26 protein-coding genes are annotated in these 25,973 nt (G+C 65.1%); 20 read left to right on the forward strand and 6 right to left on the reverse strand.

What is annotated here, in order from left to right; genetic code table 11:
• Positions 1-31: 31 nt before the first annotated feature.
• Both CSC67_RS10745 and CSC67_RS10750 read right to left on the reverse strand, forming a co-directional pair.
• Positions 32-1,123, reverse strand: coding sequence for a FecR family protein (locus CSC67_RS10745; RefSeq protein WP_245220200.1), 1,092 nt, complete (start codon positions 1,121-1,123; stop codon positions 32-34).
• Positions 1,124-1,186: 63 nt separating this feature from the next.
• Positions 1,187-1,900, reverse strand: a complete 714-nt coding sequence (locus tag CSC67_RS10750) for a response regulator transcription factor (RefSeq protein WP_118994730.1) — start codon at positions 1,898-1,900, stop codon at positions 1,187-1,189.
• A gap of 159 nt (positions 1,901-2,059) precedes the next feature.
• Between CSC67_RS10750 and CSC67_RS10755 the strand changes: the two genes are divergently transcribed.
• The 3 genes from CSC67_RS10755 (at position 2,060) to CSC67_RS10765 (ending at position 3,818) form a co-directional block, all read left to right on the forward strand.
• A complete protein-coding gene (locus CSC67_RS10755; RefSeq protein ID WP_118994527.1) occupies positions 2,060-2,320 on the forward strand; it encodes a hypothetical protein in 261 nt (86 codons plus the stop codon).
• The gene (locus tag CSC67_RS10760) at positions 2,317-3,294 is read left to right on the forward strand and encodes a YihY/virulence factor BrkB family protein (RefSeq protein ID WP_245220201.1); all 978 of its coding nucleotides are present in this window, start codon (positions 2,317-2,319) and stop codon (positions 3,292-3,294) included. Before CSC67_RS10755 ends, CSC67_RS10760 begins: the two co-directional genes overlap by 4 nt.
• Positions 3,295-3,449: 155 nt before the next feature.
• Complete coding sequence (locus tag CSC67_RS10765) at positions 3,450-3,818, forward strand: DUF4168 domain-containing protein (RefSeq protein ID WP_118994528.1); 369 nt, start codon at positions 3,450-3,452, stop codon at positions 3,816-3,818.
• An 81-nt stretch (positions 3,819-3,899) separates the two neighbouring features.
• Here the strand turns inward: CSC67_RS10765 and CSC67_RS10770 are convergent, their stop codons facing one another.
• The 3 genes from CSC67_RS10770 to CSC67_RS10780 form a co-directional block, all read right to left on the reverse strand.
• On the reverse strand, positions 3,900-5,333 hold the full coding sequence (locus CSC67_RS10770; RefSeq protein WP_118994529.1) for a YdgA family protein: 1,434 nt from the start codon (positions 5,331-5,333) through the stop codon (positions 3,900-3,902).
• Positions 5,334-5,417: 84 nt separating this feature from the next.
• Entirely contained in the window at positions 5,418-6,389 is a 972-nt protein-coding gene (gene ispH, locus CSC67_RS10775; protein WP_209304311.1) for a 4-hydroxy-3-methylbut-2-enyl diphosphate reductase, read from the reverse strand.
• The gene (locus tag CSC67_RS10780) at positions 6,389-6,865 is read right to left on the reverse strand and encodes an FKBP-type peptidyl-prolyl cis-trans isomerase (RefSeq protein WP_118994530.1); all 477 of its coding nucleotides are present in this window, start codon (positions 6,863-6,865) and stop codon (positions 6,389-6,391) included. Before CSC67_RS10780 ends, ispH begins: the two co-directional genes overlap by 1 nt.
• A gap of 48 nt (positions 6,866-6,913) precedes the next feature.
• Here CSC67_RS10780 and radC point away from each other — a divergent pair, with 48 nt between their 5' ends.
• From radC to CSC67_RS10800, 4 genes are all read left to right on the forward strand, one after another.
• The gene (radC, locus tag CSC67_RS10785; RefSeq protein ID WP_118994531.1) at positions 6,914-7,591 is read left to right on the forward strand and encodes a RadC family protein; all 678 of its coding nucleotides are present in this window, start codon (positions 6,914-6,916) and stop codon (positions 7,589-7,591) included.
• A 545-nt stretch (positions 7,592-8,136) separates the two neighbouring features.
• Positions 8,137-8,403: a type B 50S ribosomal protein L31 gene (locus CSC67_RS10790; RefSeq protein ID WP_118994532.1), complete on the forward strand. Its 267-nt coding sequence runs from the start codon at positions 8,137-8,139 to the stop codon at positions 8,401-8,403.
• Between the two features lie 173 nt (positions 8,404-8,576).
• Positions 8,577-10,331, forward strand: coding sequence for an ArnT family glycosyltransferase (locus tag CSC67_RS10795; RefSeq protein WP_167752850.1), 1,755 nt, complete (start codon positions 8,577-8,579; stop codon positions 10,329-10,331).
• On the forward strand, positions 10,328-11,728 hold the full coding sequence (locus tag CSC67_RS10800; RefSeq protein WP_118994533.1) for an MATE family efflux transporter: 1,401 nt from the start codon (positions 10,328-10,330) through the stop codon (positions 11,726-11,728). Before CSC67_RS10795 ends, CSC67_RS10800 begins: the two co-directional genes overlap by 4 nt.
• On the opposite strand, the gene CSC67_RS10805 is transcribed toward CSC67_RS10800, so the two are convergent.
• Positions 11,729-12,985 carry a class I SAM-dependent methyltransferase gene (locus tag CSC67_RS10805; RefSeq protein ID WP_118994534.1) on the reverse strand — a complete coding sequence of 419 codons (1,257 nt, stop codon included), beginning with the start codon at positions 12,983-12,985 and terminating at the stop codon, positions 11,729-11,731. It abuts the gene before it with no gap.
• 283 nt (positions 12,986-13,268) lie between these two features.
• Between CSC67_RS10805 and CSC67_RS10810 the strand changes: the two genes are divergently transcribed.
• The 13 genes from CSC67_RS10810 (at position 13,269) to CSC67_RS10870 (ending at position 25,973) form a co-directional block, all read left to right on the forward strand.
• Positions 13,269-14,462, forward strand: a complete 1,194-nt coding sequence (locus CSC67_RS10810; RefSeq protein WP_118994535.1) for a multidrug effflux MFS transporter — start codon at positions 13,269-13,271, stop codon at positions 14,460-14,462.
• Positions 14,463-14,695: 233 nt separating this feature from the next.
• A complete protein-coding gene (gene rpmB, locus CSC67_RS10815) occupies positions 14,696-14,932 on the forward strand; it encodes a 50S ribosomal protein L28 (protein ID WP_026068229.1) in 237 nt (78 codons plus the stop codon).
• A gap of 36 nt (positions 14,933-14,968) precedes the next feature.
• Positions 14,969-15,136, forward strand: coding sequence for a 50S ribosomal protein L33 (gene rpmG, locus CSC67_RS10820; protein ID WP_003810296.1), 168 nt, complete (start codon positions 14,969-14,971; stop codon positions 15,134-15,136).
• Positions 15,137-15,246: 110 nt separating this feature from the next.
• A complete protein-coding gene (gene leuS / locus CSC67_RS10825; RefSeq protein ID WP_118994536.1) occupies positions 15,247-17,904 on the forward strand; it encodes a leucine--tRNA ligase in 2,658 nt (885 codons plus the stop codon).
• 13 nt (positions 17,905-17,917) lie between these two features.
• Entirely contained in the window at positions 17,918-18,589 is a 672-nt protein-coding gene (locus CSC67_RS10830) for an LPS-assembly lipoprotein LptE (RefSeq protein ID WP_118994537.1), read from the forward strand.
• Between the two features lies 1 nt (position 18,590).
• Positions 18,591-19,661, forward strand: coding sequence for a DNA polymerase III subunit delta (holA, locus tag CSC67_RS10835; protein WP_118994538.1), 1,071 nt, complete (start codon positions 18,591-18,593; stop codon positions 19,659-19,661).
• Between the two features lie 62 nt (positions 19,662-19,723).
• Positions 19,724-21,019: a glutamate-5-semialdehyde dehydrogenase gene (locus tag CSC67_RS10840; RefSeq protein WP_118994539.1), complete on the forward strand. Its 1,296-nt coding sequence runs from the start codon at positions 19,724-19,726 to the stop codon at positions 21,017-21,019.
• Between the two features lie 3 nt (positions 21,020-21,022).
• Positions 21,023-21,439, forward strand: a complete 417-nt coding sequence (locus CSC67_RS10845) for a CopD family protein (protein ID WP_118994540.1) — start codon at positions 21,023-21,025, stop codon at positions 21,437-21,439.
• Positions 21,440-21,470: 31 nt separating this feature from the next.
• Positions 21,471-22,919: a THUMP domain-containing class I SAM-dependent RNA methyltransferase gene (locus CSC67_RS10850; protein ID WP_425337647.1), complete on the forward strand. Its 1,449-nt coding sequence runs from the start codon at positions 21,471-21,473 to the stop codon at positions 22,917-22,919.
• Positions 22,920-23,030: 111 nt separating this feature from the next.
• Positions 23,031-23,222: a hypothetical protein gene (locus CSC67_RS10855; RefSeq protein WP_118994542.1), complete on the forward strand. Its 192-nt coding sequence runs from the start codon at positions 23,031-23,033 to the stop codon at positions 23,220-23,222.
• 202 nt (positions 23,223-23,424) lie between these two features.
• Positions 23,425-23,964, forward strand: a complete 540-nt coding sequence (locus tag CSC67_RS10860; protein WP_118994543.1) for an RDD family protein — start codon at positions 23,425-23,427, stop codon at positions 23,962-23,964.
• A 116-nt stretch (positions 23,965-24,080) separates the two neighbouring features.
• Positions 24,081-25,427 (forward strand): AMP-binding protein, encoded by a 1,347-nt coding sequence (locus tag CSC67_RS10865; protein ID WP_118994544.1) that lies wholly within the window; start codon positions 24,081-24,083, stop codon positions 25,425-25,427.
• 27 nt (positions 25,428-25,454) lie between these two features.
• Positions 25,455-25,973: a gamma carbonic anhydrase family protein gene (locus CSC67_RS10870; protein ID WP_118994545.1), complete on the forward strand. Its 519-nt coding sequence runs from the start codon at positions 25,455-25,457 to the stop codon at positions 25,971-25,973.

Here is a 25,973-nt window from a genome sequence, read left to right on the forward strand (position 1 = left end):
TCAGTGTCAACAGGCCTTGGTGCCGCGCCCTCTAGTAGTCAGCGACGATGATCAGGCTGCCGTCGCCCGCGAGAACGGGGGTTCCGGATTGGTCCGACAACACGAAGGCGCCCTCGAATGCTTCATGGGCGTCCAGTCCGCCTATGCCCGCTGCGTCCAAAGCACGCACGAATACATAATGAGTGCCGGGCCCCGAGGCCGCGAAGCGGGCCGGCGGCGCATCGATGCGCTGGCGCGACACCAACCGGCCGCCTTGCGGGTCTCGGGCCACGCTTACCAGGTAGGATGCGGCCCCGTCGACGGGTTCGAATTGCGCCGACCACCCGCCGGGCCCGCGAACCGGAGGCGAAAGCCGTGGAGCGGCCAACAGCTTGCGGACTCCCAGGCTCTTGCCCAGGGAGTCCACCGCCACGCCCTGCTGCTGGCGCAGGACCACCTCGGATGCAGCCGAGCCATCGACGCCCGCCATGCCGGTGACCACTTCGCTGCGCGACCCTTCGGGCGTCGCATGCACGCGCAGGCGCGTGCCGCGCACACCGGTGACGCTCACGGGCGTGCGCACTTCGAAGCGGCCCACCCCGGTGTCGTTCGGCGCGACCTGCGTCTCGATCGTGCCCGCCTTCATGTCGAACACCGAATCCGTGAGCCCGACGCTCGTGAATTCGCGCAAGCGCCTCACCACCAGGGAAGTAGACGGCGGGATGCTGACGATGCTCTCGTCGGACAGTTGCAAGGTGACGAACCCGTTCGGCCCGGTCTCGACCGTCTGGCCCTCTTGGACGCTGGAGCCGGAGGATAGGGCCCGGCCGTCCGCCGACGCCTGTCCCGTCAGATGAAGCACGCGGGCCGCCGACTCGCGCAGTGGAATCATCGAGAACGGGATGCGGAGCAGCTTGGCGATAGGCAGGCGATAGGGATCGTCGATGCCATTGATCCGCTGCAGCGCCGACCAGTTGGAAAAGCTCATGGTGTAGCGCTGCGCCAGGTCGCCCAGCGTGTCGCCCTGGACCACCCGGTAGAGGAAATCGTCTCCTTTGGCGCCGGCAGGCTGGGCGTTTGCCGACATGGGCAGCAACAGGCCGCAAAGAAAAGTCACGGTGCAGAGTATGCGAAACGGATGCATGGGAGCTCTTTGATTTTTGGTTGTAGCCGAATGTGGAACGAATGAGTGCGAACAGGGCCCGCGTCAAGCGTTGCCGTCGTCCGCCTCGCTGATGATTTCGAGCCGGTAGCCCAGGGCATATGACGATGCCAGTCGAACCCCGTTTTCCGGCCGCAGGCGCAGCTTCTGCCGTATGTTGGACAAATGCGTGTCCAGGGTGCGAGAGGTGGCGGGAATCTCGCGGTTCCAGACCGCCGCGCTGAGCACGTCGCGCGAAAACAGGCGGCCCGGGTTGCGGAAGAACAGCATCGCCAGCTCGAACTCTTTGGGGGCCAGCACGATGTTCTCGTCGTCCAGGCGGGCCGTATAGTTGGTCTCGTCGAACGTGTAGCGGCCGACCTGGATCGCCGACTGCTCTTTGATGGCCTCGACCGCGCGCCGCCGCAGCAAGGCATCGACGCGCGCGATGAGCTCGCCGATGCGAATGGGCTTGGTGACGTAGTCGTCGGCGCCGGCCTGCAGACCGGCGACCAGATCCTTTTCGAGCGTGCGGCTGGTCACGAACATGAGGGGCAGGTCATAGCCAACGTGCGTCCTGACCCACCGCACGACCTCGATGCCCGTGATGTCCGGGATCTCCCAGTCGATCAGCATCAGGTCAAAAGGCTGGCGTTTCCGCAATACATCGAGCAGCGCCTTGCCCGTGGCGAACGAAGTGCAGTCGTGCCCTGCCTCGGCCAGTATGTGGCGGATCAGCTCTGCCTGATCCACGTCATCTTCTAGGGAAGCGATGTTCATGGAAATAACCGGGAAATAATTGGGTGTCGCGGCGCGGCCGCGATGGGCGCGCAATACTCGTAGATTCGTCTATGGTACCCGATTCAGGCATGAAACTTGCACCGAGCCCGCCACCGATGCATGTCCGCCGGCCTTCGGCGCCCAACAGGAGAACCCAACATGCTCCTATACGATCCACGCTCGATACGATTCGCCCACGTGCCGGAAGTGCCTCCGGACCAGCCCCCGCGCACCCCGCCGCAGCGCCCGCCCGAGACCGAACCGCCCGGACCCGACGAGATCCCGCCGGACGATCCGAATGAAATCCCGCCTCCGCCGGACGAGCCCGAGCCGGACATCGACCTGCCGCCCCGCGAAGCGCCCCCCGGCGTGCGCGAACCGCCTCAAGTACCGCCCGGAAACCCGCCCGAGCGCGTATGAAGGACCACTCCATGCGGCCAAGGGACTATTACGACCTGACGCGCAACTCCATCCGGGCCTGGCAGGACGATTACGCCTCCAGCCTCGGGGCCGCCATTGCCTTCTACACCGCGTTTTCCATCGCCCCGCTGATGATCATCATCATTGCCGTCGCCGGCTTCGTCTGGGGCGAGGAAGCCGTGCGCGGCCAACTCATCCATCAGCTTGGCGACATTGTCGGCAACGACGCCGCCGCCGGCATCCAGGCCCTCATACGCGACGCCGACCGGCCCAGCCAGGGGCTGACCGCCACTTTGATCAGCGCCGGCGTGCTGATCTGGGGCTCGACCCGCGTCTTTGCCGAGCTGCAAACCGCGCTGGACCGGATATGGGAAGTCCCCAAGACCCAGCGCGTCCAGGGCATCTGGCGCACCATACGGGCACGGCTGCTGTCGTTCGGGCTGGTCCTGGGGCTGGCATTCCTGCTGCTCGTGTCGCTGGTGGTCACTACCGGGCTGGCCGCCCTGGGCGCTTGGGCGGGCAGTTTCTTTCCGGGCATGGAGACTGTGCTGCAACTGGCCAATACCGTCATCACCTTCGCCATCACCACCGTGCTGTTCGCCATGATCTTCAAATTCATGCCCCAGGCCAGGATCGCCTGGCGCGACGTCTGGATCGGCGCTTTGGTGACCGCGGTGCTCTTCGAGATCGGCAAGCTGCTGATCGGAATGTACGTCGGCAAAAGCACCTCGATCTCGGTGCTGGCCGCGGCGGGCTCGCTCATCATCCTGCTGATCTGGGTCTATTACGCCGCGCAGGTGTTCCTGCTGGGCGCGGAATTCACATGGATCTATGCGCGCCACTACGGCTCGCATCGCGGGCGCCTTTCCGACGAATCCAGCGCCGCGCCCCCCGCCGAAAACGCGGTTGCCGGCACGTCCGCCGCCATGGGCATGAAACGCGACATACCTTATGGAAATGATTCCATCCGGTAACAAGCCTGTCCAGTTCTGCCCCATATCACAAGGCCGCAAGGGAACCGTAACCTAAGGTTTCCCCTCGACAATGCCCCTCACAGCGAAAACCTTGTGCTGGCCGCCAGAGTTGGCACCATAGAGATGTACTCACCCGCAACTGAATAGGAGTCTGCATGAATAAATGGATCACTACCGCATGCTCGGCCGCGCTGCTCGCCATGGGCGCCGCCGCTGCCCCCTCGATGGCGCAACAAGCACAGGCGCCCGCCGCGCAGCAGGCCCCTGTGAACTACTCTGATGCGCAACTCGAGAAGTTCGTCAGTGCATCCAAGAAGGTCGCCGTCATTTCGCAGGAATACACGCCCAAGCTGCAATCGTCCACCGACGAAGCCACGCGCCAGGAGGTGTACCGCGAGGCTGACGAGAAAATGGTCGACGTGGTTCGCAAGGAAGGCATGACCGTGGAGGAGTTCAACGGCATCAACCAGGCCATCCAGCAAGACCCGGCCCTGATGGAGCGCGTACAGAATATCGCCAGGTAAAGGCCGCGCCGCAACCGGCCTATTGGGCGAAGGCGCAAATCCCTACTGACGGGGATTTGCGCCTTTTTTTACACTGGCGTTCTACATCAGCAGCGCCAGCAGCGCGCGCTGCATGAACTCGGCCACCGGCATCTGCCTGCCGTTGGCGTCGATCCGGCCATCGCGATACACGATTTTCGCGGTGGCGGCTTGCTCGGCGAAAGCGACCAGTCCGGCGGCCTGCAAACGGTTTGCATACTCGTCATACAAAGATCCTGCCAAGGCGGTGATCTCGGGATCGTCGGCCGCGCCCTGCAACTGGGCCATTGCCCGGACGAACATGGCTTTCTCGATGCGCAGGTTCAGCTCGAGCCCGCGCACGGCCTGTTGCAGCAGCGCGTCGATCGACGCCGCCTCAGCGGACCCGGCCGGCCGGGTCAGTTCCACCGTAAGGCCGGCGCTGCTCTCGCCCTGATCGTTCTTCCAGACGAGCGGATCGAAGATCAGTACCGGATTGCTGGCCAGCAGCGCAAGGAATTTTTCCTGCAGCAGCGCCGCCTCGTCCGGCGAAAGCTGCCACTCCTCTTCGCGCGGACCGTGACGAGCGCTCAGCTCGTCGTAGACCTGCGCCAGCTCCGACAGGGCGGGCATGCTCAGGTCCCGGCCCCGCGCGCCCATCGACATCTGGCCCAGGTTCCTGGTGCCCAATTGGACTTGGCCAAAATCGTAGCGTATGGCGCCGCTGGCCAGATCGCCGCTTTGTTCGCTGGAAACGTCCATCACCGCGTCGCGCAGCGAGACCGTGTCTTCGTCGGGCACTTCCAGATCGAGTCGCGCCGCCCGGGTGGTCGAATGCATGCGCGTCCCTTCGCCGCCGGAGGCTTCATACTCGAAGCGCACGCCGTCGATGGCGATGCGCTCGGCTTCGGCTCCCATCGAGTAATCGAGCAGATCGAATTCCCCCGATACCCGGCTGTCGGAAAAGTCGTTGTCGAACGACGCCTGCATGGTCCCGCCCGAGAACTTCAGCACCTCGCCGCCCTGGGCGACATTCAAGGGCTTGAACGTCCATTCGGACACAGCCTTGCCGCCGAACCTCACTTCGGTGCGTCCGGTGACCGGCGTGTCGCCATCCAGGCTGTCGAACCACGCCTGGGTCGCAGCCGACGGCAGCAGCCGCGCCTGGCTCAGCGCCAGCATGGGGGCCAAGCGCCCCGTCCGGATCGCGTCCAGCGGAAACGGCCCGTGCTGAAGATGGTCGCTCAGCAGGAATTCCTGCTTCTGGCCAGATTCGTCCTGCAACTGCAGCGAATAGACGACGTCGGATGAAAAGACGCGGCGGCGGTACTCGGCCACGGCCAGCTTTGCCTTGCCCGCGCCCGGCTGGGCGACCATGGCCTGCGCCATGCGCTCGTTCGCCTGGGCCACGGCCTGCTCGATGGTCGCATGGGCCTGCTTGCCCACATACCATGTCGTCGCTACATACGCGACCGCCACCACCGCGAGGGCGGCCAGAATACCTGCAGTTTTTCTCATTGTGGATCCCGTGGTTGATCGAGTCCGTCAACGCCGGCGCACCCCTGCTTCGCCGGCGCCGTGCGGACCTATGGCCTGTTGATACTACACGGCGCGTTTGCGGGAAAGCTCGCGCGGCAGTGGAAAAGCGATGTTTTCTTCGGTTCCGGGCAGCGTGCGCACCGACACCGCCCCCAGCTGCTTGAGCCGCTCGATGACCTGCTCGACCAGTATCTCGGGCGCCGACGCCCCCGCGGTGACGCCGACCCGGCGCGTTTCGTCGAGCCATGCGGGATCGATCATGTCGGGATCGTCGATGAGATGGGCGCGGGCGCCGCGGCGCTCGGCCACTTCGCGCAGGCGGTTTGAGTTCGAGCTGTTGACGCTGCCCACCACCAGCACCAGATCGCAATCGGGCGCCATGATCTTGACCGCGTCCTGGCGGTTCTGCGTGGCATAGCAGATATCGCTCTTTTTGGGTTCGACGATGTTGGGAAAGCGCTTGCGCAGCGCGTCGGCCACCTGCGCCGCGTCGTCCACCGACAGCGTGGTCTGGGTGACGAACGCCAGGTTGTCCGGCGAGGCGACCTCGAGCTCGGCGACGTCCTGCGGCGTTTCGACCAGATACATGCCTTCGCGGGCCTGGCCGAGGGTGCCTTCCACCTCGGGGTGGCCGCGGTGCCCGATCATGACGATTTCCTTGCCCGCCGCGCGCATCCGCGCCACCTCGACGTGCACTTTGGTGACCAGCGGGCACGTGGCGTCGAACACCCGCAAGCCCATGCTCTCGGCCTGCGCCCGCACGTCCTTGGAAACTCCGTGGGCCGAAAACACCACGATGGCGCCGCTGGGCGCCTGATCCAGCTCGTCGATGAAAATCGCGCCCTTGGCGCGAAGATCCTGCACCACGTAACGGTTGTGCACGATTTCGTGCCGCACGTAGATCGGCGCGCCATGCAGCTCGATCGCCCGCTCGACGATGTCGATCGCGCGATCGACCCCCGCACAAAAGCCGCGCGGCTGCGCCAGCACGACCTCGGGCCCCATGCCGCTCGCCGCGGCCGTGTTGTCAGTCATTACAGTACTCCAAGCAGCGACACGTCGATGCGCAGGTCCGCGCCGGCCAGCGGATGATTGAAATCGAACAGCGCCCAGCCATCGCCTTGCTCTTTGAAGACCCCCGAGTACCGTCCCCCATTGGGCGCCGCGAACTCGACGATGTCGCCCGGCTGAAACACCGTGCCGGGTTCGGTGTTGGCATCGAGCATGGCCTGCGTCACGCACTGCAGGAGGTCCGGATTGCGGTCGCCGTAGGCCTGCGAGGCCGGCAGGTCGACGGAAAAGCGGCTGCCCTCCTCGCGCCCGATCAGCGCCTCTTCCATGCCGGGCGCCCATTGGCCGACGCCCATCTGCAGCGTGGCCGGCCGATCGCTGAACGTGTCCGCGAAGACCGAGCCCGCGGCCGGGCCGCTGGTGATCTCGATGCGGTAGTGCAAAGTAAGGTAGGAATCCGGGCGGACAAAAACGTTCACCGGATGGGCTTGCGAGGTCAAAATCTGTCACCGTACGAAAGTCTGATATTTCTCTATTTTAGAGCCTTTATGCCTTTCGATCGCCCTCCACTCCAAGCCGAGCGCCCCCGCGAACGCCTGCTCGCCCACGGCGCCCGGGTGCTCACCACGCCCGAACTGCTGGCCATCGTCCTGCGCACCGGCCCGCGCGGCAGCGACGCGGTCGATCTTGCCCGCGGTCTCATCAGCCGTTTCAAGGGCTTGCGCGGGCTGCTCTCGGCCGATGCCCAGGCGCTGCTCAAGGTGCCGGGCCTGGGCCCAGCCAAAACCTGCGAACTGCTCGCCATCAACGAACTGAACCGGCGCGCCCTGGCCGAAACCCTGCAAGCCGGCATCGACCTCGACCAGCCCCAGCGGGTCAAGCACTATTGCATCGCCATGCTGGGCCACCTGCGCGTCGAGCACTGCATGGCGCTGTACCTCGACAGCCAGTACCGCCTCGTCGCCGCCGAAGAGCTGGCCCGCGGCACGCTTAGCCAGGCATCGATATATCCGCGCGAAGTCGTGCGCGCCGGCCTGCGCCACCACGCCGCCGCCCTCATCCTGGCCCACAATCACCCATCCGGCGTCTCGGAACCCAGCCAGGCCGACCTCGCCCTCACCCGCCACCTCAAGCACGCCCTGGCCCTGGTCGACATCCGCCTGCTGGACCACCTCATCGTCACCGCGCAGGGCGCGGTATCGCTGGCCGAGCGAGGACAGGTCTAGGTTTCCTGGCCTGGGCTTCACTTCACTGTAGGCGGCGGGTTATTCAATGCAGTCGGAGCTGCATCCCGTATCCGTTCAAGGCCCGTTTTTGGTCCTTTAGCGCTGTCGGGGGCGATGCGGTTCGCCATGCGAGATACCGACACTGCGCGCCTATGCTTCGAGAAGCCGGCCTGCCGGCTTGCATGGCTTGCCTCAAATGTGAGCCGCTGGAGGAGGGTCTATCTGAACCGGGCGTTGGAGGGCGCTGCCTCGGACCGCCCGACCGCCCGGTTCAGATAGACCCTCCTCCGGCGGCGCTCAAGAACCCAAAAACAGCAACACTTCAAGTCACAGCATCACCGCCAGAACGCCGGCAGTTGCTAGCCCGCATAGAGCACTTGAGCAAACCCAGCGACACATGATAAACTTACGAGTTACTTTGGATACGTGGCTGAGCTGCCTAGTGACTTTAAAGCTTAAAGAGAAGCAAAAGCACATAGAAAAAGCGCAAGCTTACAGACCGGCGACCCCCAACAAGCATAGGCGAAAGCCCACAGGAAATTACCATGAAAGAAGGCATCCACCCCGAATACCGCGAAGTCGCATTTCTCGACCAGCAAACCGGCAACACGTTCATCTCGCGTTCCACCCTGAACAGCCGCGAAACCACCGAGATCGACGGCAAGACCTATCCGCTCTTCAAGTGCGAAGTCACCTCGGAGTCGCATCCCTTCTACACCGGCGCGCAAACGCGCATCGTCGAGACGGGCCGCGTCGAGAAGTTCCGCGCCCGTTTTGCCCGCACCGCCGGCACCGTCAAAAAAGCTTCCTGATTCCAGCGGCGCCTCGCCTTCGCGCAAGGCGCCCTCCCATGGATGCTTGCCGCCGCAACGGCCGTCCGTCGCGGCAACATCGGCCTCATTGAACGGTCTCGAAAAGGCAGCCTCAGGGCTGCCTTTTTACTTTAAGATGGCCCTGTCCCGTCACTTTCGTCCCTAATTGCTCTGTGGCTCTGCAAGACTCTCGTTCCACGCCGGCGCGGCTGACCGCAACGGCCACCACCAAGCTTCCCCGGCTGCTTCTATTGGCCCTGGGGCTGGTGTACATACTGGCGGGGCTGTTCTTCCGGGACCCCTGGAAAACCGACGACGTAGCTGGCCTGGCCACCATGATGACCGCGCTCGAAGGCTCATGGCAAACCTGGCTGCTGCCCCAGATCGGCAATATGGCCTATGCCCAGAACGGCCCTCTCATCACCTGGGTGGGCGCCTTCAGCATATGGCTCTTCGGGCCGCTGTTCGAACTCTTCACCTCGCCGCTCGATGCGGCCCTCATCGCCTCGCGCCTGCCCAACCTGCTCTGGTTCGGCCTGATCACCGGCTCCGTCTGGTACGGCACTTATCTGCTGGGGCGCCGGCCCGAACCTCAGCCCCTCGCTCTGCCCTTCGGCGGCGAGCCCACCGTGCGCGACTACGGCCGCATGATCGCCGACGCCGCCCTGCTGCTCATTCTCGCCACGGTCGGCATCATGTGGCGCCTGCACGAAACCTCCGAAGTGCCGGCCCTGATCGCCTTCCAGGCCCTCGCCTTCTACGCCGTCGCGCGCATGCTCGACCATCCGCTCTCCGGCGCCATCACGCTGGGCGTCGCGCTGGCCGCCGCCTTCCTGACCCGCGGCTGGATCGGCTCCCTGCCCATCATTCTGGCCGTGCCCTGCGCCTTCATTCCGCGCAGCGCGCTCTGGCCCATGAAGCACTGGCTGATCATCAGCGCCGTGCTGGCGGTATTCCTGTGCCTGCTCTGGTGGATACCCGCCAACCATTTCAGCACCTACTGGATCCATAACTGGTGGCTCTGGAACGTCACCTCCTTCGGCCCGCCCCGCTACCAGGAGATCCTCAGCGTCCTGCGCGACCTGCCCTGGTTCCTGTGGCCCACCTGGCCCTTCGCCCTGCTCGCCCTGTGGCGCTGGCGCGCCTGGCTGTTCGCCCCGCACATCTGGATACCCCTGATGTTCGTGCTGTGGCCTTTCGTCATCATGCTGTTCCTGGCCGATCCGTTCGAACCCGAATACAGCCTCATGGCCGTGCCGGCGGCGGTGCTGGCCGCCTTCGCCCTGCCCACGCTGCGCCGCGGCGTGGTCAATTCGCTGGACTGGTTCGCCGTCATGTGCTTTTCGCTCACCTGCGCGACCGTCTGGCTGGGCTGGATCGCCCTGCAGGCCGGCTGGCCCGAGCAGATCTCGCACAACATCGCGCGCCAGACCCGCGGCTACGAAGCCTTCGTCTACTGGCCGGCCGTCGTGATCGCCCTGCTGGGCACCCTGGCCTGGATCGCCATAGTCTATTGGCGGCTGCACACCAAGCCCTCCGCCTTGTGGCGCGGAACCGTGCTGTCGGCCTGCGGCATCGTGCTCACCTGGCTGCTGCTGGTCACGCTCTGGCTGCCGGCCCTCGACTACGTGCGCAGCTACCGCGAAGTATCCGGACAACTAGCCCAGGCCTTGCAGACCCACCAGCGCCCGGGAGAATGCGTACGCGGTCTGGCCCTGGGAACCGGTCAGCGGGCCTCCTTCCTCGTGTTCAATGAGTTGCGGTTCAGCTACAGCGCCGACTGCTCCCTGGTGCTGCAGCAGACCTCGCCCGAGGCCGTGCAGTCCGGCGCCGCCGACTACACGCCGCAGGCCCGGGTGCTCTGGGAAGGCAAGCGCGGCGCCGACCGGCGCGAAATGTTCCGCCTGCTGCGCATCACGCCTCAATGAGCCCGCCTGCCACGCGGTCCTTCCTTCAACACGTCGGCGAAACGCTGCGGCAAGCCTGGCCGGTGCTCATCAGCGCCTGGGCCAGCATGGCCTTCGGCGTCATGGACACCGCCATGGCGGGCCACGCCAGCGCCGCCGACCTGCAGGCCATGTCCTTGGCCGTCTCCATCTACATCACGATCTTCGTCGGCCTGATGGGCGTGATCCATGCCCTCATTCCCATCATCGGCCAGCATTATGGCGGCAAGCGCCTGCTCGAGGTTGGCCGCGCCTGGGGCCAGGGGGTCTGGCTGGCCCTGGGCCTGTCCGCCATCGGCGCGGTCGCCATGCTGTTTCCGAACGTCTGGCTGACACTGTCCGGCGACGTCGACCCGGCGGTGCGCAGCGGCGTCACCTGGTATCTGCGCGCCCTCATCCTGGCGCTGCCGGCGGCGCTCGTGTTCCGCTCCATCTATTCGTTCGGCACGGCCGTGTCCCGACCCAAGATCGTCATGGCCATCAATCTGGCCAGCATCGGGGTCAAGGCCTTGTTCAACTGGGTGTTCATCTTCGGCAAGCTGGGCATCCCCGCCATGGGCGCCGCCGGCGCCGGACTGTCCACCGCCCTCACCAGCTGGTTCAGCCTGGCCGCCGGCCTTTGGATCATCCACCACGACGAGTTCTTCAGGCAGTTCCAGCCGCGCCTGGACAGGCCGCGCTGGACGGATCTCAAGGAGTTGCTGCGCCTGGGCATCCCCATGGGCGGCTCTTATCTGGTGGAAGTATGCGCCTTCAGCTTCATGGCGCTGCTGATTGCGCGCGAAGGCATGTATGTCACCGGCGGCCATCAGATCACCGCCAACCTCGTCGCCCTGTGCTACATGCTGCCCATGTCGGTGGGCATCGCCTCGGCGTCCCTGACGGCGCAGGCCATCGGCGCGCGCGATATGCTGCGTGCGCGCCAGACGGGTCTGGCCGGACTGACCATCACCCTGGCGGGCGCGATCGTGGCCATCTCGCTGGTCGTGGGCGGCCGGCCGGCCATTCTCGCCGCCTATACCGACGACCTGAAGGTCGCGGCCATGGCGGCCACCCTGCTGCAAATCGTCCCCTACTTCCATCTGTGCGACGCCATGCAGTGCATCAACTCTTACCTGCTGCGCGCCTACAAGGTGGCCGTCGTGCCGCTGCTGATGCAGATCATCGCGCTGACCGGCATAGGCCTGATCGGAGGCTGGTGGCTGGGTTTCGGCCCCCTTGCCGGAAGCCTGAAACCCGTGCTGGACGTCGTCATGCCCGGCGCGCCGACAGGCGCCTCGTCGATGTGGCTGATGGCCGTCGTCGGCCTGGCGCTGTCGGCCCTGCTGCAGCACCTGTGGTACTGGCGCGTGGTGCGGCAACACGCCCGCGCGCAGTGATCAGCGGTAGATGTAGTCGCGCCGCCAGGGGTAGGAGAGATCGGCCGGGTGATCCAGCTCGTCGCGGCGGCCCGCCACGGGCTTGTGCTGCAGCAGCACCTGATGCAGCGCTATCCAGGCATGCTCGAACCCCATCGCGCAGCCGGCCAGGTAGATGCGATAGGCGCGCAGCGAACGCTCGCCGTTCTCGCCCTTGAGCGTCTTGCGCGCCTCGTCCAGCTGCGCCTCGAGCGCATCGCTCCATGCCCACAGCGTGCGGGCATAGTGCGGGCGCAGGTTCTCGACGTCGACGTCCTCGAGTCCGGCGTCGGCGATCTGGGCCAGCTCGTTGCTGATGTGGGTCAGCTCCCCGCCCGGGAAGATGTATTTTTCGATGAACTCGCCCATGCCGGCGCCCACTTCGGCGTTGTAGACCCCGCCCGCCGTGATGCCGTGGTTCATGATCAGGCCGCCGGGCCTGAGCAGGCGGCGCAGCTTGGAAAAATACTCGAACAGCTGGGCGCGGCCCACGTGCTCGAACATGCCCACCGAGGCGATCTTGTCGTAGGGCTTGGCCTCGTCCAGTTCGCGGTAGTCCAGCAAAGTCATACGCACCCGTCCCGACAGGCCTTTTTCTTCGATCAGGCGGTTGACATGGGCGTGCTGGTTCTTGGACAGCGTGATGCCGGTCGCGTCCACACCGTAGTTCTCGGCCGCCCACAACAGCAGGCCGCCCCAGCCCGCGCCGATGTCCAGGAAGCGCTCGCCCTCATGCAGGCGCAGCTTGCGGCAGATGTGGTCGAGCTTGGCTTCCTGCGCCTGGGCCAGCGTCATGTCGGGCTCGCGGAAATAGGCGCATGAATAGACCCGCCGCGGATCGAGCCAAAGCTGGTAGAACTCGTCGGACAGGTCGTAGTGGAACTGGATCTGGCGGGCGTCGCGCGCCTGCGAATGCCGCCGGATGGAGACCCAGTGCCGCTTCATGCTGGTGAACCAGCTGCCCTTGGCCGTTTCGATGGGCGAGTCGGGCAGGATCGACGACGCCAGCAGCATCAGATCGCGCATCGAGCCTTCGAAATCGAATTTTCCCTCGACGTAGTCTTCGCCCAATGTACCCGCCTCGCCGGAGGCCAGATGGCGCAGCGTCGAATTATCCTTGACCTTCATGCGGATGCGGGCGTTGGCCGGCCCCGCCGTTTCTCCACTGGGCAGCACCACCTGCACCGGCAGCGGCAATGAGGCAAGTTTTTTTTCTACCAAAGACAAGACAGCACTCACGTTCTCAACTCCCTTTACTTAGCTGAAATCGAATCCTCAATCGGGACAGCGAAGCCCTCGTGTTTTATGTTCTGGTCACTGTTATTCGTCGGCAAATCGGCCTCCGGCCTTCTTGCATGCGTCCGGATGGGTTGCTCGCCCGTCAATTTATCACCAAATGCGACCCGCGGCATATGCCGTCGCCCAAGGCGCCCCCGCCGGCCAAAGCGCTCGGCCGGCGCCCGTAATCGCTGTTAGACTACTTGCTTCTTTCTTCCGGGGCTCGCGGGCCCACGTCTCTTTGATGCCTTCCAGACAATTGACTCGCACCGTGCCGGGCTGGCTGCTGCTCATGGGCGCCCTGACCGCGCTGGGGCCTCTGGCCATCGACATGTATCTGCCGTCGTTCCCCGCCATCGTCGAGGGCCTGGGCGCCACCCAGGGACAGGTCGAGCGCACGCTGGCCAGCTACCTGCTGGGGCTGGCGATGGCGCAAATCGTCTACGGGCCGCTGGCCGACCGCTACGGCCGCAAGAGGCCCCTGATGGCGGGACTGGTCATCTTCACCATTGCCTCGGTCGGCTGCGCATTTACCAGCGATATCGAGCATCTGACGCTCTGGCGCGTCGTGCAGGCCCTGGGGGGCGCGGCGGGCATGGTGGTTCCCCGGGCCGTCGTGCGCGACAACCTCGACACCCGCGATGCCGCCAAGGCGCTGTCGCTGCTGCTGCTCATCATGGGCGTGACGCCCATATTGGGCCCCATCATCGGCGGCCAGGTGCTGTTCATCGCAGGCTGGCGCGGCATCTTCGGCATCATGGCCCTGGTGGGAGCGACATTGCTGTTCATGACGGCGCGCCACATGCGGGAGACCCTTCCCGCTGAAAAAATCGTCCCGCTGCGCGTCGCCACCATAGCGCGCAACTACTGGGGCCTGCTGCGCAATCGCCAGTTCATCTGCTATTCGCTGGCGGGCGGGCTGGGCAGCGCGGGCATCTTCACCTACATATCGGGCTCGCCGCGCGTCCTGATCAACATCTACGGCGTCGAGCCCCAGTACTTCGGCTTTCTGTTCGGCCTGTGCGCGGCTTCGCTGATTTTTTCTTCACAGCTCAGCGCCCGGCTGCTGGACCGCCATCCGCCGGAGCGGCTGCTCAAGCGGGCGCAGATCTGCGTCGTGCTGGTCACCCTGACCGGCCTGGCGCTGACGCTTGCGGGCTGGCTGACGCTGCCCCTGCTGATACTGTGCCTGATGGGCTTCATGGCCAGCCAGGGCTTCGTCAACCCCAACGCGGCGGCCCTGGCCCTGTCGCGCCAGGGTCATCGCCTGGGGGTTGCATCGGCCATGATGGGCGGGGTGCAGATGGTCAGCGGCACCCTGGCGGGCATCGGCATCAGCCACTGGCAGTCCGATAGCGCCCTGCCTTTGACCGGCATTCTGGCGACCTGCATGGTGCTATCGTGGCTTTTTGGGTTCCTCGCCCGCCGAGCTGCTTGATAAGGACGTGCTTTTCGTTATAGAATACATGGCTTTACAGATGCCGGGTTTGGTGTAGTGTAGCAACCTGGGGTGATTAACCCGGGGTGTAGCAACCCGCCCAGGCCCGCAAGCAAGTTCTGCAAACGAACCCGCAACGTAAACAAACCCGCAAACAAACCCGGGCAGTCTCGCAGGCGGCAGAACATGCAGGGCGAAATCGCGGCAGAGCAAATTTTTTAAGGGGTATGATCATGGCACGCGTATGCCAAGTTACCGGCAAGGGCCCGCGCACGGGCAACAATGTTTCGCACGCTAACAACAAGACCAAGCGTCGCTTTTTGCCCAACCTGCAATCGCGCCGGTTCTGGGTCGAAAGCGAAAACCGCTGGGTTCGCCTGCGTGTTTCGGCCAGCGCCATCCGCACCATCGACAAGAACGGCATCGAATCCGTTCTGGCCGACCTGCGTGCCCGCGGTCAAGCGGTTTAATCCGCAGCACCGGTAAACCCATACTAGGAGCACATCATGGCTAAAGGCATCCGCGAGAAAATCAAACTCGAATCCACGGCTGGTACCGGTCATTTCTACACGACCACCAAGAACAAGCGCAACATGCCCGAGAAAATGCTGATCAAGAAGTTCGATCCCGTTGCTCGCAAGCACGTCGACTACAAAGAGACCAAGCTCAAGTAATCGACTCGGCGCCGTACCCCACGAATGCCCCGCCCACAGCGGGGCATTTTGGTTTTGCGCGTCCTATAATGTGACGTTTGCCCTAACCCGAAACCAAAGAATCCGAACCCATGCAGGAACGCTACAATCCCGCCGAAGTCGAAGCGGCCGCCCGGCAAGACTGGCAAGCCCGCGATGCCTATCGCGTCACCGAGCACGCCGTCGGCGCCGACGGCCAACCCAAGCCGAAGTTCTACGCCTGCTCGATGCTGCCCTATCCCAGCGGCAAGCTGCACATGGGCCACGTGCGCAACTACACCATCAATGACATGATGGCGCGGCAGCTGCGCATGCGCGGGTACAACGTCCTGATGCCCATGGGCTGGGACGCCTTCGGCATGCCGGCCGAAAACGCCGCCATCAAGTCCAAGGTGCCGCCCGCCAAATGGACCTACGACAACATCGCCTACATGAAGAAGCAGATGCAGGCGATGGGGCTGGCCATCGACTGGTCGCGCGAAATGTGCGCCTGCGATCCCGGCTACTACAAGTGGAACCAATGGCTGTTCCTGAAGATGCTCGAAAAAGGCATCGCCTACCGCAAGACCCAGGTCGTCAACTGGGACCCGGTCGACCAGACGGTGCTGGCCAACGAGCAGGTCATCGACGGGCGCGGCTGGCGTTCCGGCGCGCCGGTCGAAAAACGCGAGATTCCAGGCTACTACCTGCGCATCACCGACTACGCCGAAGGGCTGCTCGAACAGGTGCAGAACGGCCTGCCGGGCTGGCCCGAGCGCGTGCGCCTCATGCAGGAAAACTGGATAGGCAAGAGCGAGGGCGTGCGCTTCGCGTTCACGCACGACATCCACGGTGACGACGGCCGGCTCATCCAGGACGGCCGCATGTACGTCTTCACCACACGCGCCGACACCATCATGGGCGTCACCTTCTGCGCCGTCGCGCCCGAGCATCCCCTGGCCGCGCACGCGGCCCGCGGCGACGCCGAGCTGGCCGCCTTCATCGAAGCCTGCAAGCAGGGCGGCACGACCGAAGCCGAGCTGGCCACGCGCGAGAAAGAAGGCATGCGCACCGGCCTCACGGTCACTCACCCTCTTACCGGCCAGCAGATCGAGGTCTGGGTCGGCAACTATGTACTCATGAGCTACGGCGACGGCGCCGTCATGGGCGTGCCGGCCCACGACGAACGCGACTTCGCCTTCGCCAGAAAATACGGCCTGCCCATCAAGGACGTCATCGCCGTCGAAGGCAAGGCCTTCTCGACCGACGCATGGCAGGAATGGTACGGCGACAAGCAGCAGGGCCGCACCGTCAACTCGGGCAAGTACGACGGCCTGGACCACCAGGCCACCGTCGACGCCGTGGCCGCCGACCTCGCGGCCAAGGGCCTGGGCGAAAAACAGACCACCTGGCGGCTGCGCGACTGGGGCATCTCGCGCCAGCGCTACTGGGGCACCCCCATTCCCATCATCCACTGCGAGCACTGCGGCCCCGTGCCGGTGCCCGAGAAAGACCTGCCCGTGGTGCTGCCCGACGACCTCATCCCCGACGGCAGCGGCAACCCCCTCGCCAAGCACGAGGCCTTTCTGTCCTGCACCTGCCCGAGCTGCGGCAAACCCGCCCGGCGCGAAACCGACACCATGGACACCTTTGTCGATTCGTCCTGGTATTTCATGCGCTACACCTCGCCGGGCAACGATCAGGCCATGGTCGACAGCCGCAACGATTACTGGATGCCCATGGACCAGTACATCGGCGGCATCGAGCATGCCGTGCTGCACCTGCTGTATGCCCGGTTCTGGACACGGGTCATGCGCGACCTGGGCCTGGTGGATTTCGACGAGCCCTTCACCCGCCTGCTTTGCCAGGGCATGGTGCTGAACCACATCTATTCGCGCAAGAACGAACAGGGCGGCATCGAGTACTTCTGGCCCGAAGAGGTCGAGGACATCCATGACGCCAAGGGCGTCATCGTGGGTGCGCGCCTGCGTTCCGACGGCTCGGCCGTGCAGTACGGCGGCATCGGCACGATGTCCAAGTCCAAGAACAACGGCGTCGATCCCCAATCGCTGATCGACTCCATGGGCGCCGACACGGCGCGGCTCTTCGTGATGTTCGCCAGCCCGCCCGAGCAGACCCTCGAGTGGTCCGACTCGGGCGTCGAGGGCGCGCACCGCTTCCTGCGCCGGCTGTGGGCCTTCTGCCATGCCCAGCAGGCCGCCGTCCGCGACATCGGCACGGAACAGCCCGACTGGTCCGCGGCCGACGCGGCCACCAAGACGCTACGCCGCGAAGTGCATGGCCAGCTCAAGCAGGCCGACTACGACTACCAGCGCATCCAGTACAACACCGTCGTCTCGGCATGCATGAAAATGCTCAATACGCTCGAGTCGGCCTCGCTGCCCGATACGTCCATCGCCCGCCAGGGCATGGCCGACGCACTGGGCGTGCTGCTTCGCGTGCTCTATCCCGTCGTGCCGCACGTCACCTGGCAATTGTGGCGCGAGCTGGGTTACCACGATCGCCACGGCGACATCCTGGATGCGCCCTGGCCCCAGGTCGACGAATCGGCCCTCGTCGCCGACGAGGTCGAACTCATGCTGCAGGTCAACGGCAAGCTGCGCGGCTCCATTCTGGTGGCCAACGGCACGCCCAAGCCCCAGATCGAGCAGCAGGCCGCCGAGCACGAAGCCGTGGCCCGTTTCCTGGAAGGCCGTCCCGTCAAGCGGGTCATCGTGGTCCCCGGTAAACTCGTCAATGTCGTCGGATAAAGTCGGATAAATCATGCACCTCACCGCGTACCGCCCCACCTTGACTGCATCCCGCCTGGGGCTGCGCGGGCTCGCCTGCGTGCTGCTTCTGGCCTTGCTCGCCGCCTGCGGGTTCCGGATGAAGGGCACTTCGCCCCTGCCCTTCAACACGCTCTATACCAACATCAACGAAAACTCGGCGTTCGGCGCCGACCTGCGCCGCCTGATCGTCGCTACCTCGCCCAACACCCGCTTCGTGGACGATGTCACCGAGGCCGAGGCCCGCCTCACCCAGATCTCGATGCGCCGCTCGATGCGCGAAATCTCCATCAGCCCGGAAGGCCGCGTCGAAGAATACGAGCTCAACCTCATCTTCGTCTTCCAGCTTACCGACGCCCAGGGCCGGGTGCTGCTGCCACCCACCACCCTGAGCTCCACCCGCGAAGTCCCCTACGATCCGGATGCGCTGCAGGCCAAGCAGGGCGAAATCGGCTCGCTGTTCCAGGAGATGCAGCGTAGCTTGATAGACCGCATCGTCCGCCGCATCACCTCGCCGGAGGTCGCCGAAGCCTACAGCAATCGCGAGGCCATTACGCCGGAAACCCAAGACATCGCGCCGGAGTCCCCCGAAATACCTTCCGACGACATGATGCCCTCGCCCGACCGCACTCCGCTGCCCGGGCCGGGCATGCTCCCGTCGTACTAGCATGGCGCGCGGGCTCGGGATCGATGGCCTCTTGCGGCAGCTCGACCAGGCGAGCCAGTCGGGCCGCAGCCTGGACGGCCTGTACGTAATTTCCGGCGACGAGCCCCTGCTGGTCACCGAGGCGCTCGATGGCTTGCGCTCGCTGGCCGCCAAGGCCGGATACCTGGAACGCACCAGCCTGGTCATGGACGCGCGCAGCGACTGGTCGGCCGTCATGGGCGCAACACAGAATGTCTCGCTGTTCGGCGACCGGCGCCTGATCGAGCTCAAGATTCCGGGCGGCAAGCCGGGCAAGGCCGGCGGCGACACCCTGGTCAATCTCGCCGGGCTTGCGGGCGGCGCCGGGCTGCCCGACACGGTTATGCTGATCAGCCTGCCCCGGCTCGACCGCGCCACGCGCTCCAGCAAATGGGCCGCCGCCCTGCAGCAGGCGAGCGCCTTCGTCGAAGTGCCCACCATCGAGCGCCAGAACCTGCCCGATTGGATCCGCCAGCGCCTTGCGCGCCAAGGCCAGAGCCTTCAGCCCGAGAGCCTGGAATGGATGGCCGACAAGGTCGAAGGCAATCTCCTGGCCGCCCATCAAGAAATCCAGAAACTCGGCCTGTTGCACCCTGAGGGTCCCATCAGCCCCAAGGAGGTCGAACAGGCCGTCCTTGACGTCGCGCGCTACGACGTCTTCGGCCTGCGCGACGCCATGCTGTCCGGACAAGCCAACCGGGCGCTGCGCATCCTGGCCGGCCTGAAGGCCGAAGGCGAAGGCCTGCCCCTGGTTCTCTGGGCGGTCGGCGATGAAATCCGGCTGCTGGCCAGGCTTGCCGCGGCCCAGGCGGCGGGACAGGACATCGGCGGCGCCATGCGGCAGCAGCGCGTGTTCGGCCCTCGAGAACAACTGCTGCGCCAGACCTTGCGCCGCCTGCCGGCCGGCTTGTGGCCGGTGGCCGTGCAGCATGCGCATGACGTCGACCGGCTGATCAAGGGACTGAAGGCGCCGGGCCGCCTCGACGATCCCTGGGAAGAGCTTGCCAGGCTGGTGCTGCGCGTGGCCGCAACGCGCGCGGCGCGAGCCGGCTGACACCCATTACAATAGAGGTTTCGGCGCCGCTGCGCCCAGTCTCTTCTTTTGCAGAGCCCAGCATGAACAGCCTTGGTTCCAACGACACCCAAGCCATCGAACAAGCCACCCGCGCCACGGCGCTCGAACTCGGGCAGCGCGCCCGCGCCGCCTCGCGCCTGATGATGTCCGCCCCCGACTCGGCCAAGGCGGCGGCCTTGCGCGCCATGGCCGAACGCCTTCAGCACAGCAAGCAGGCCCTGCAAGAAGCCAACGCCAAAGATCTCGAAGCGGCACGCCGCAACCAACTGCCCGCCGCGCTGGTCGACCGCCTTACCCTGTCGGACAAGGCGCTGGCCACCATGGGCGCCGGCCTGCAGCAGATCGCCGCCATGCCCGACCCAGTCGGCATCCAGACGACGTCCGTCGTCCGGCCCAACGGCATGCGGGTCGGCCAGATGCGCGTGCCCCTGGGCGTCATCGGCATCATCTACGAATCGCGGCCCAACGTCACCATCGACGCCGCCGCGCTGTGCCTGAAATCAGGCAACGCCACCATACTGCGCGGCGGCAGCGAGGCCTTCCACTCCAACCAGGCCCTGGGCGAAGTCATTCGCGCCGGCCTCGACGATGCCGGCCTGCCCCAGGACGCCGTGCAGGTCGCCGGCACCACCGACCGCGGCCTGGTGGGCGAGCTCGTCACCCTCACGGACTATATCGACGTCATCATCCCGCGCGGCGGCAAGGGCCTCATCGCCCGCCTGGCCGCCGAGGCCAAGGTGCCTCTGCTCAAGCACCTGGACGGCAATTGCCACGTCTACCTCGATGCGGCGGCCGACCTGGACAAGGCCCACGACATCGCCGTCAATGCCAAGACCTATCGCTACGGCATCTGCGGCACCATGGAAACCCTGCTGGTCCATTGCGACGTCGCCGGCGCCATCCTGCCCCGGCTGGCGGCCACCCTGCGCGAAAAAGGCGTAGAGCTGCGCGGCTGCGAACGCACCCAGGCGCTGGTGTCCGACGTCATACCCGCCACCGACGAAGACTGGGCGACCGAATACCTGGAACCCATTCTTGCCATCCGGGTCGTCGACGACCTGCAGCAAGCCATCGAGCACATCGCCCGCTGGAGCTCCGGCCATACCGAGGCCATCGTCACCGAAAGCCTTTCGGCCGCCACCCGCTTCCAGCGCGAGGTCGACTCCAGTTCCGTCTACATCAATCTTCCCACCTGCTTCGCGGACGGTTTCGAGTACGGCCTGGGCGCCGAGATCGGCATCTCGACCAACCGGCTGCATGCGCGCGGGCCGGTCGGCCTCGAAGGCCTGACCACCTATAAATGGGTATTGACCGGCGACGGGCAACTGCGCGGCTGACCCATGCTCTGGATCAAGTCGTTTCATCTGCTTTTCGTCATTTCATGGTTTGCGGCCCTGTTCTACCTGCCCCGCATCTATGTGAACCTGGCGCAAAGCACCGAGCCGGCGGTGCAGCGGCAGCTGCTGGGCATGGCGCGGCGGCTGTACCGCTTCATGACCATCCTGGCCGTTCCGGCGCTGCTGCTGGGCCTGTGGCTCTTCCTGGGCTACGGCTTGGGCATGGGGCAGGGCTGGATGCACGCCAAATTGCTCTGCGTGGTGCTGCTGCTGGGCTACCATCATGCCTGCGGCCGCCTGCTCAAGAAATTCGAGGCTGGCCGCAACACGCGCAGCCATCGCTTCTACCGCTGGTTCAACGAGATTCCGGTACTTTTGTTGCTGGCCGTCCTCATCCTCGTCATCGTACGGCCCTTCTGACACCGCGTCGCTGCGCTTGGCGCCGCCGCCTATTTCCATGACCGACTCCAACAAACCCGGCAAGACGCTGACCCTGAAGAAAAAACCCTCGGCGCCGTCCGGGCCGGCAGACGACAAGCGCAAGCGCTCCGGCGCCCGGGCGCGCCAGGTCGCCCTGCTTCAGCGCGAGCGCCAGCAGGACGCCGCGCCCGCGGAGACCGTCCGGCCGGCGCCAAAGAAGGCGCCCGAGGTCCATGCCGGCGGCACGGAACCCCCACGCATAGCCACGCGCCGCCGTGCCGAACGCCCGCAGCAAGGGCGCTCCCGGCGATCCGCCGAGATATTTCCGGTATTCGCTCCCTGTCCGCATGGCCTGGAGGAAGCCCTGGCGCTCGAGCTGCAGGCCCTGGGTTTCGAAGACGCCAGCGCGGATCGCGCCGGCTGCCGCCTGAACACCGACTGGACCGGCATCCAGCGCATCAATCTCTATTCGCGCCTGGCCACGCGCGTATTGGTGCAGGTATCGCACGGGCCGGTCCAGCACGAGGACGACATCCTGGAACTGGCCCGCAGCACCGAGTGGGAGCGCTGGTTCGGGGCGGAGCAGACCCTCAGGGTGGACACCTCGGCCATACGCAGTCCCATGAAAAGCCTGCAGTACTGCAATCTGCGCGCCAAGGACGGCATCTGCGACCGCCTGCGCGATCGCGAAGGCAGCCGTCCCGACATCGATACCGTGCGGCCCGACGCCCGGGTCCATCTTTTCCTGACCGAAGACACGGCCACCCTGTATCTCGATACCACCGGCGAATCGCTTTTCAAGCGCGGCTGGCGCCTCGACAAGGGCGAAGCCCCCATACGCGAGAACCTCGCCGCGGGCCTGCTGGCACTGGCCGACTGGGATCCGGGCCAGGCCCTGCTCGACCCGTTCTGCGGCAGCGGCACCATACTCATCGAAGCCGCCTGGATCGCCCTGGGGGTGCCGCCGGGCATCTGGCGACCATTCGGCTTCGAGCGGCTGCGCAACCACGATGCGCGCCACTGGCGCGACCTGAAGGACGACGCCCGCAGCCGCATCGCCACCCGCCTGGAGGCGCCGCTGGTCGGCGTGGACCTCGATCCGGCCGTCATCGAGGCGGCGCGGCAGAACGTCGAGCGGGCCTGGCTTACTCCCGACACCATACGGTTCGAGGTGGGCGACGCACGCACGACGCCGCCACCCGCGGAACGCGGCTGGATCGTCACCAATCCTCCCTACGGAGAGCGCCTGCCCGGCGATGAGCCGGAACTGTGGCGCGAATGGTCGCAAAACCTCAAGAGGCACTACAGCGGCTGGCAGATCCATGTCATTTCCAGCGACCTGGACCTGCCCCAGCGCATGCGGCTCAAGCCTCTGCGTCGCCGGCCGCTGCACAACGGCCCCCTGGATTGCCGCCTCTTCAGTTTTGAAATGGTCCAGGCCGGCTATCGCCGCCCCTCCCGCGACAGCGGCGTGGACTAAAAAGCAACACCCCTGTCGCAGCGCAGCATATTGGCTTGCTTTTCATAGGGGTTAACCCTATAATAGGGTTAACCCTGAACGAAACGTTCATTTCATGTAGAGAGGCCAATCATGATCCACCTGAACAGCGAAATCCGTCTGACCGATGAACTCGAACGCCAACTGATGCAAGAGGCGATCGAGGAGCAGGCGCGCTTCAAGCCCGGCAAGGCCCTCAAGAATCTGTTCGTCAAGCTGAACGGTTCTTCGAAGCAAGCCGCCGGCGTCAAGGTCGCGCCGCGCAATGTCGAATCGGCCGCCTAAGCGGTCCATCGCATTCGGCCGCCTTGGCGGCTATGCCGGACACGCTCCGGCCACTAAAAAAAAGCCGCGCAAGCGGCTTTTTTGCCGTCTGGAGATACGCCGCGCATCTGGGTGCTTTTTCAGAAGCAGGCGGCATTATGCGGGATAATAGAAAAATTCGTCCGTATTTTGCGGCCTCTTCTTTATTAGCGACTCTTTTGCAATGCAATATTCGATCACCTTCGGCTCGGGCCATACGGCGACCGTGCCCAGCCGCTGGCGCCGCTTTGCCAGCATGATGTATGAAGGCGTCCTGCTGTTTGCCGTGGTTTTCCTGGCCGGTTACCTCTTCGACACCCTGACCCAGAGCCGCAGCGGACTGACCCTGCGCACCCTGCGCCAAGTCGCGCTCTTTGTGGCCATAGGCGTCTATTTCGTCATGTGCTGGCGCTACAGCGGCCAGACCTTGCCCATGAAGACCTGGAACATCCGCCTCGTCGACCGGGACGGCCGCACACCCGTCCTGAGCCGCCTGATCCTGCGCTACATACTGCTGTGGCCCATTCCCCTTCTTGCCGCGCTGCTGGTCCAGGGCGCATCCCATCTCACCGGCTATCGCTCGACGGACATGCTGATCGTGTTCGCCCCTTTCACTGTCTTCCTCTGGACCTGGCTCGACCCTCAAGGCCAGTTCCTCCACGATCGCCTGCTGGGCACGCGGCTGATCCACATCGACGCGGCAAAGTCGACAAAGGCGGTATAAACCCTAGGACTGACACTTTCTGAAACGTGGGGGATTGCACAGAACCCGCTTGTCGTTCATGCTTGCGGGGTATCGGAAGCCCACGCCCTCACCTGCCAAGCTGATTCTCCACAGAAATGAACGATCAATACGCGGAGCTGTACTCTTCTTATCAGTGGCTAGTCCCTTCTCAGTTCAATATCGCCCAAGCGTGCCTGCATCGCTGGGCCGAAAACTCCCATGAAGGGCGGCGCACCGCCATCTACACAGAAGACGAGCTCGGCCACGTAGACAGCTGGTCCTATACGCGTCTGTCGGAAACCTGCAATCAGTTGGCCAACGGCCTGCTGCGCATGGGCGTGCAGCCGGGCGACCGGGTAGGCATCGCCATGGGGCAGCGGCCCGAAGCCGTTGCCAGCTACATGGCCATATTCAGCGTAGGCGCCGTGGCGGTGCCCCTTCCCGGCTCGCTCGAGGCGGGCGGCATCGAAGCCTGCCTGCGGCATGCCCAGGCGCGCGTCGCGCTGGTCGACACGCTGTCGGGGCCCGACCTGCTGCAGGCCCATATGAACTACCCGGAGCTTTCACAGATTGTCGGCCTGGGCTTCCAGCACGACAACATCATTCCCTGGCGCACCTTGCTGGCCCGCCAGCCGGCCTCTTTCAAGCCGGCCGCGGTCAATGCCTCCCGCCCTGCGCTGCTGGTATACGAGAACCCGGGCCGCAAGCCGCTCAAGGGCATACTCGTCCCGCATGGCGCGCTCATCGGCAGCCTGCCGGGCTTTGTAGCGTCGCAAAACTGGTTCCCCCACATGGCCGGGCCTTTCTGGAGCCCGGCCGACTGGATGTCGGCGGCGGGCCTGCTGGCGTCCTTGCTGCCCGCCCTGTACTTCGGCCGCTCGGTCGTGGCGGCGCTGGGACGCTTTTCGGGCGCGCGCGCCATCGAGATCCTCGATCGCTACGGCGTCAGCCACGCGTATTTTTCCGCCGTCCAGATCGAGCAGATGGCCGCCGAAACAGACCTCGTCGCACGCGATGCGCAACTGGCCCTGCGCGCCGTGGCCATCGACGGCGCAAGCGACCGCAACGAAGCCATGTACCAGTGGTGCGAGCGCAATCTGGGCCTTGCGCCCAACATCGTGCTGGGCGCGGCCGAAGTCCCGCTTTTCATCGGCAACAGCCAGCATAAATGGCCGGCTGTGCCGGGCAGCATAGGCCGCCCTTATCCCGGCCACCTGGTCACTGTGCTCGATGCCCAGGGCCTGCCTTGCCCCGCGGACGTCGTCGGCGAGCTGGCCGTGAACCGATACGACGTCAACGGACATCCCGACCCGGCCATGTTCCAGAACTACTGGAACGATCCCGACGGCACGCAGGCCCGCTTCATCGGCGACTGGTGGCTCAGCGGCGCGCAGGCCAAGGTCGATCGCCATGGCAACTTCTGGTACATGGGTTCCGCCGCGGCCGCTATACAATCCCCTTGAGCAAACTCAACACGACACGGGATTTCCATGGCCATATACGAGTTCGACGGGCTCGCCCCCATCATAGATAAAGATACTTTCATTTTCGACAGCGCCGACATCATCGGGCATGTCGTGCTCGAGGCCGGCGTCAGCATCTGGTCCAACGCCAGCGTCCGCGGCGACAACGCCGTCATCAAGATAGGCCGCAACAGCAACATCCAGGAAAGCAGCGTCCTGCACGTGGACACCGGCGTTCCCCTCACCATCGGCGCCAACGTCACGGTCGGCCATCAGGCCATGCTGCACGGCTGCACCGTCGAAGACGGCTCGCTCATCGGCATCCAGGCCATCGTGCTCAACAACGCCCACATCGGCCGCAACTGTCTCATCGGCGCCGGCGCCATCATCCCCGAGGGCCGGCAGATTCCCGACAACTCGCTGGTGGTGGGCGTCGGCAAGATCGTGCGCCAGTTGTCCGAAAACGAGATCCGGTTCATGCACGAAAACACCGAAAGCTACGTGTTGCGCGCGCGTGAATACCGCCAAAGCCTGAAGCGCATTTAG

Source organism: Pusillimonas caeni (genome assembly GCF_003545815.1).
Lineage (GTDB): Bacteria > Pseudomonadota > Gammaproteobacteria > Burkholderiales > Burkholderiaceae_B > Pusillimonas > Pusillimonas caeni.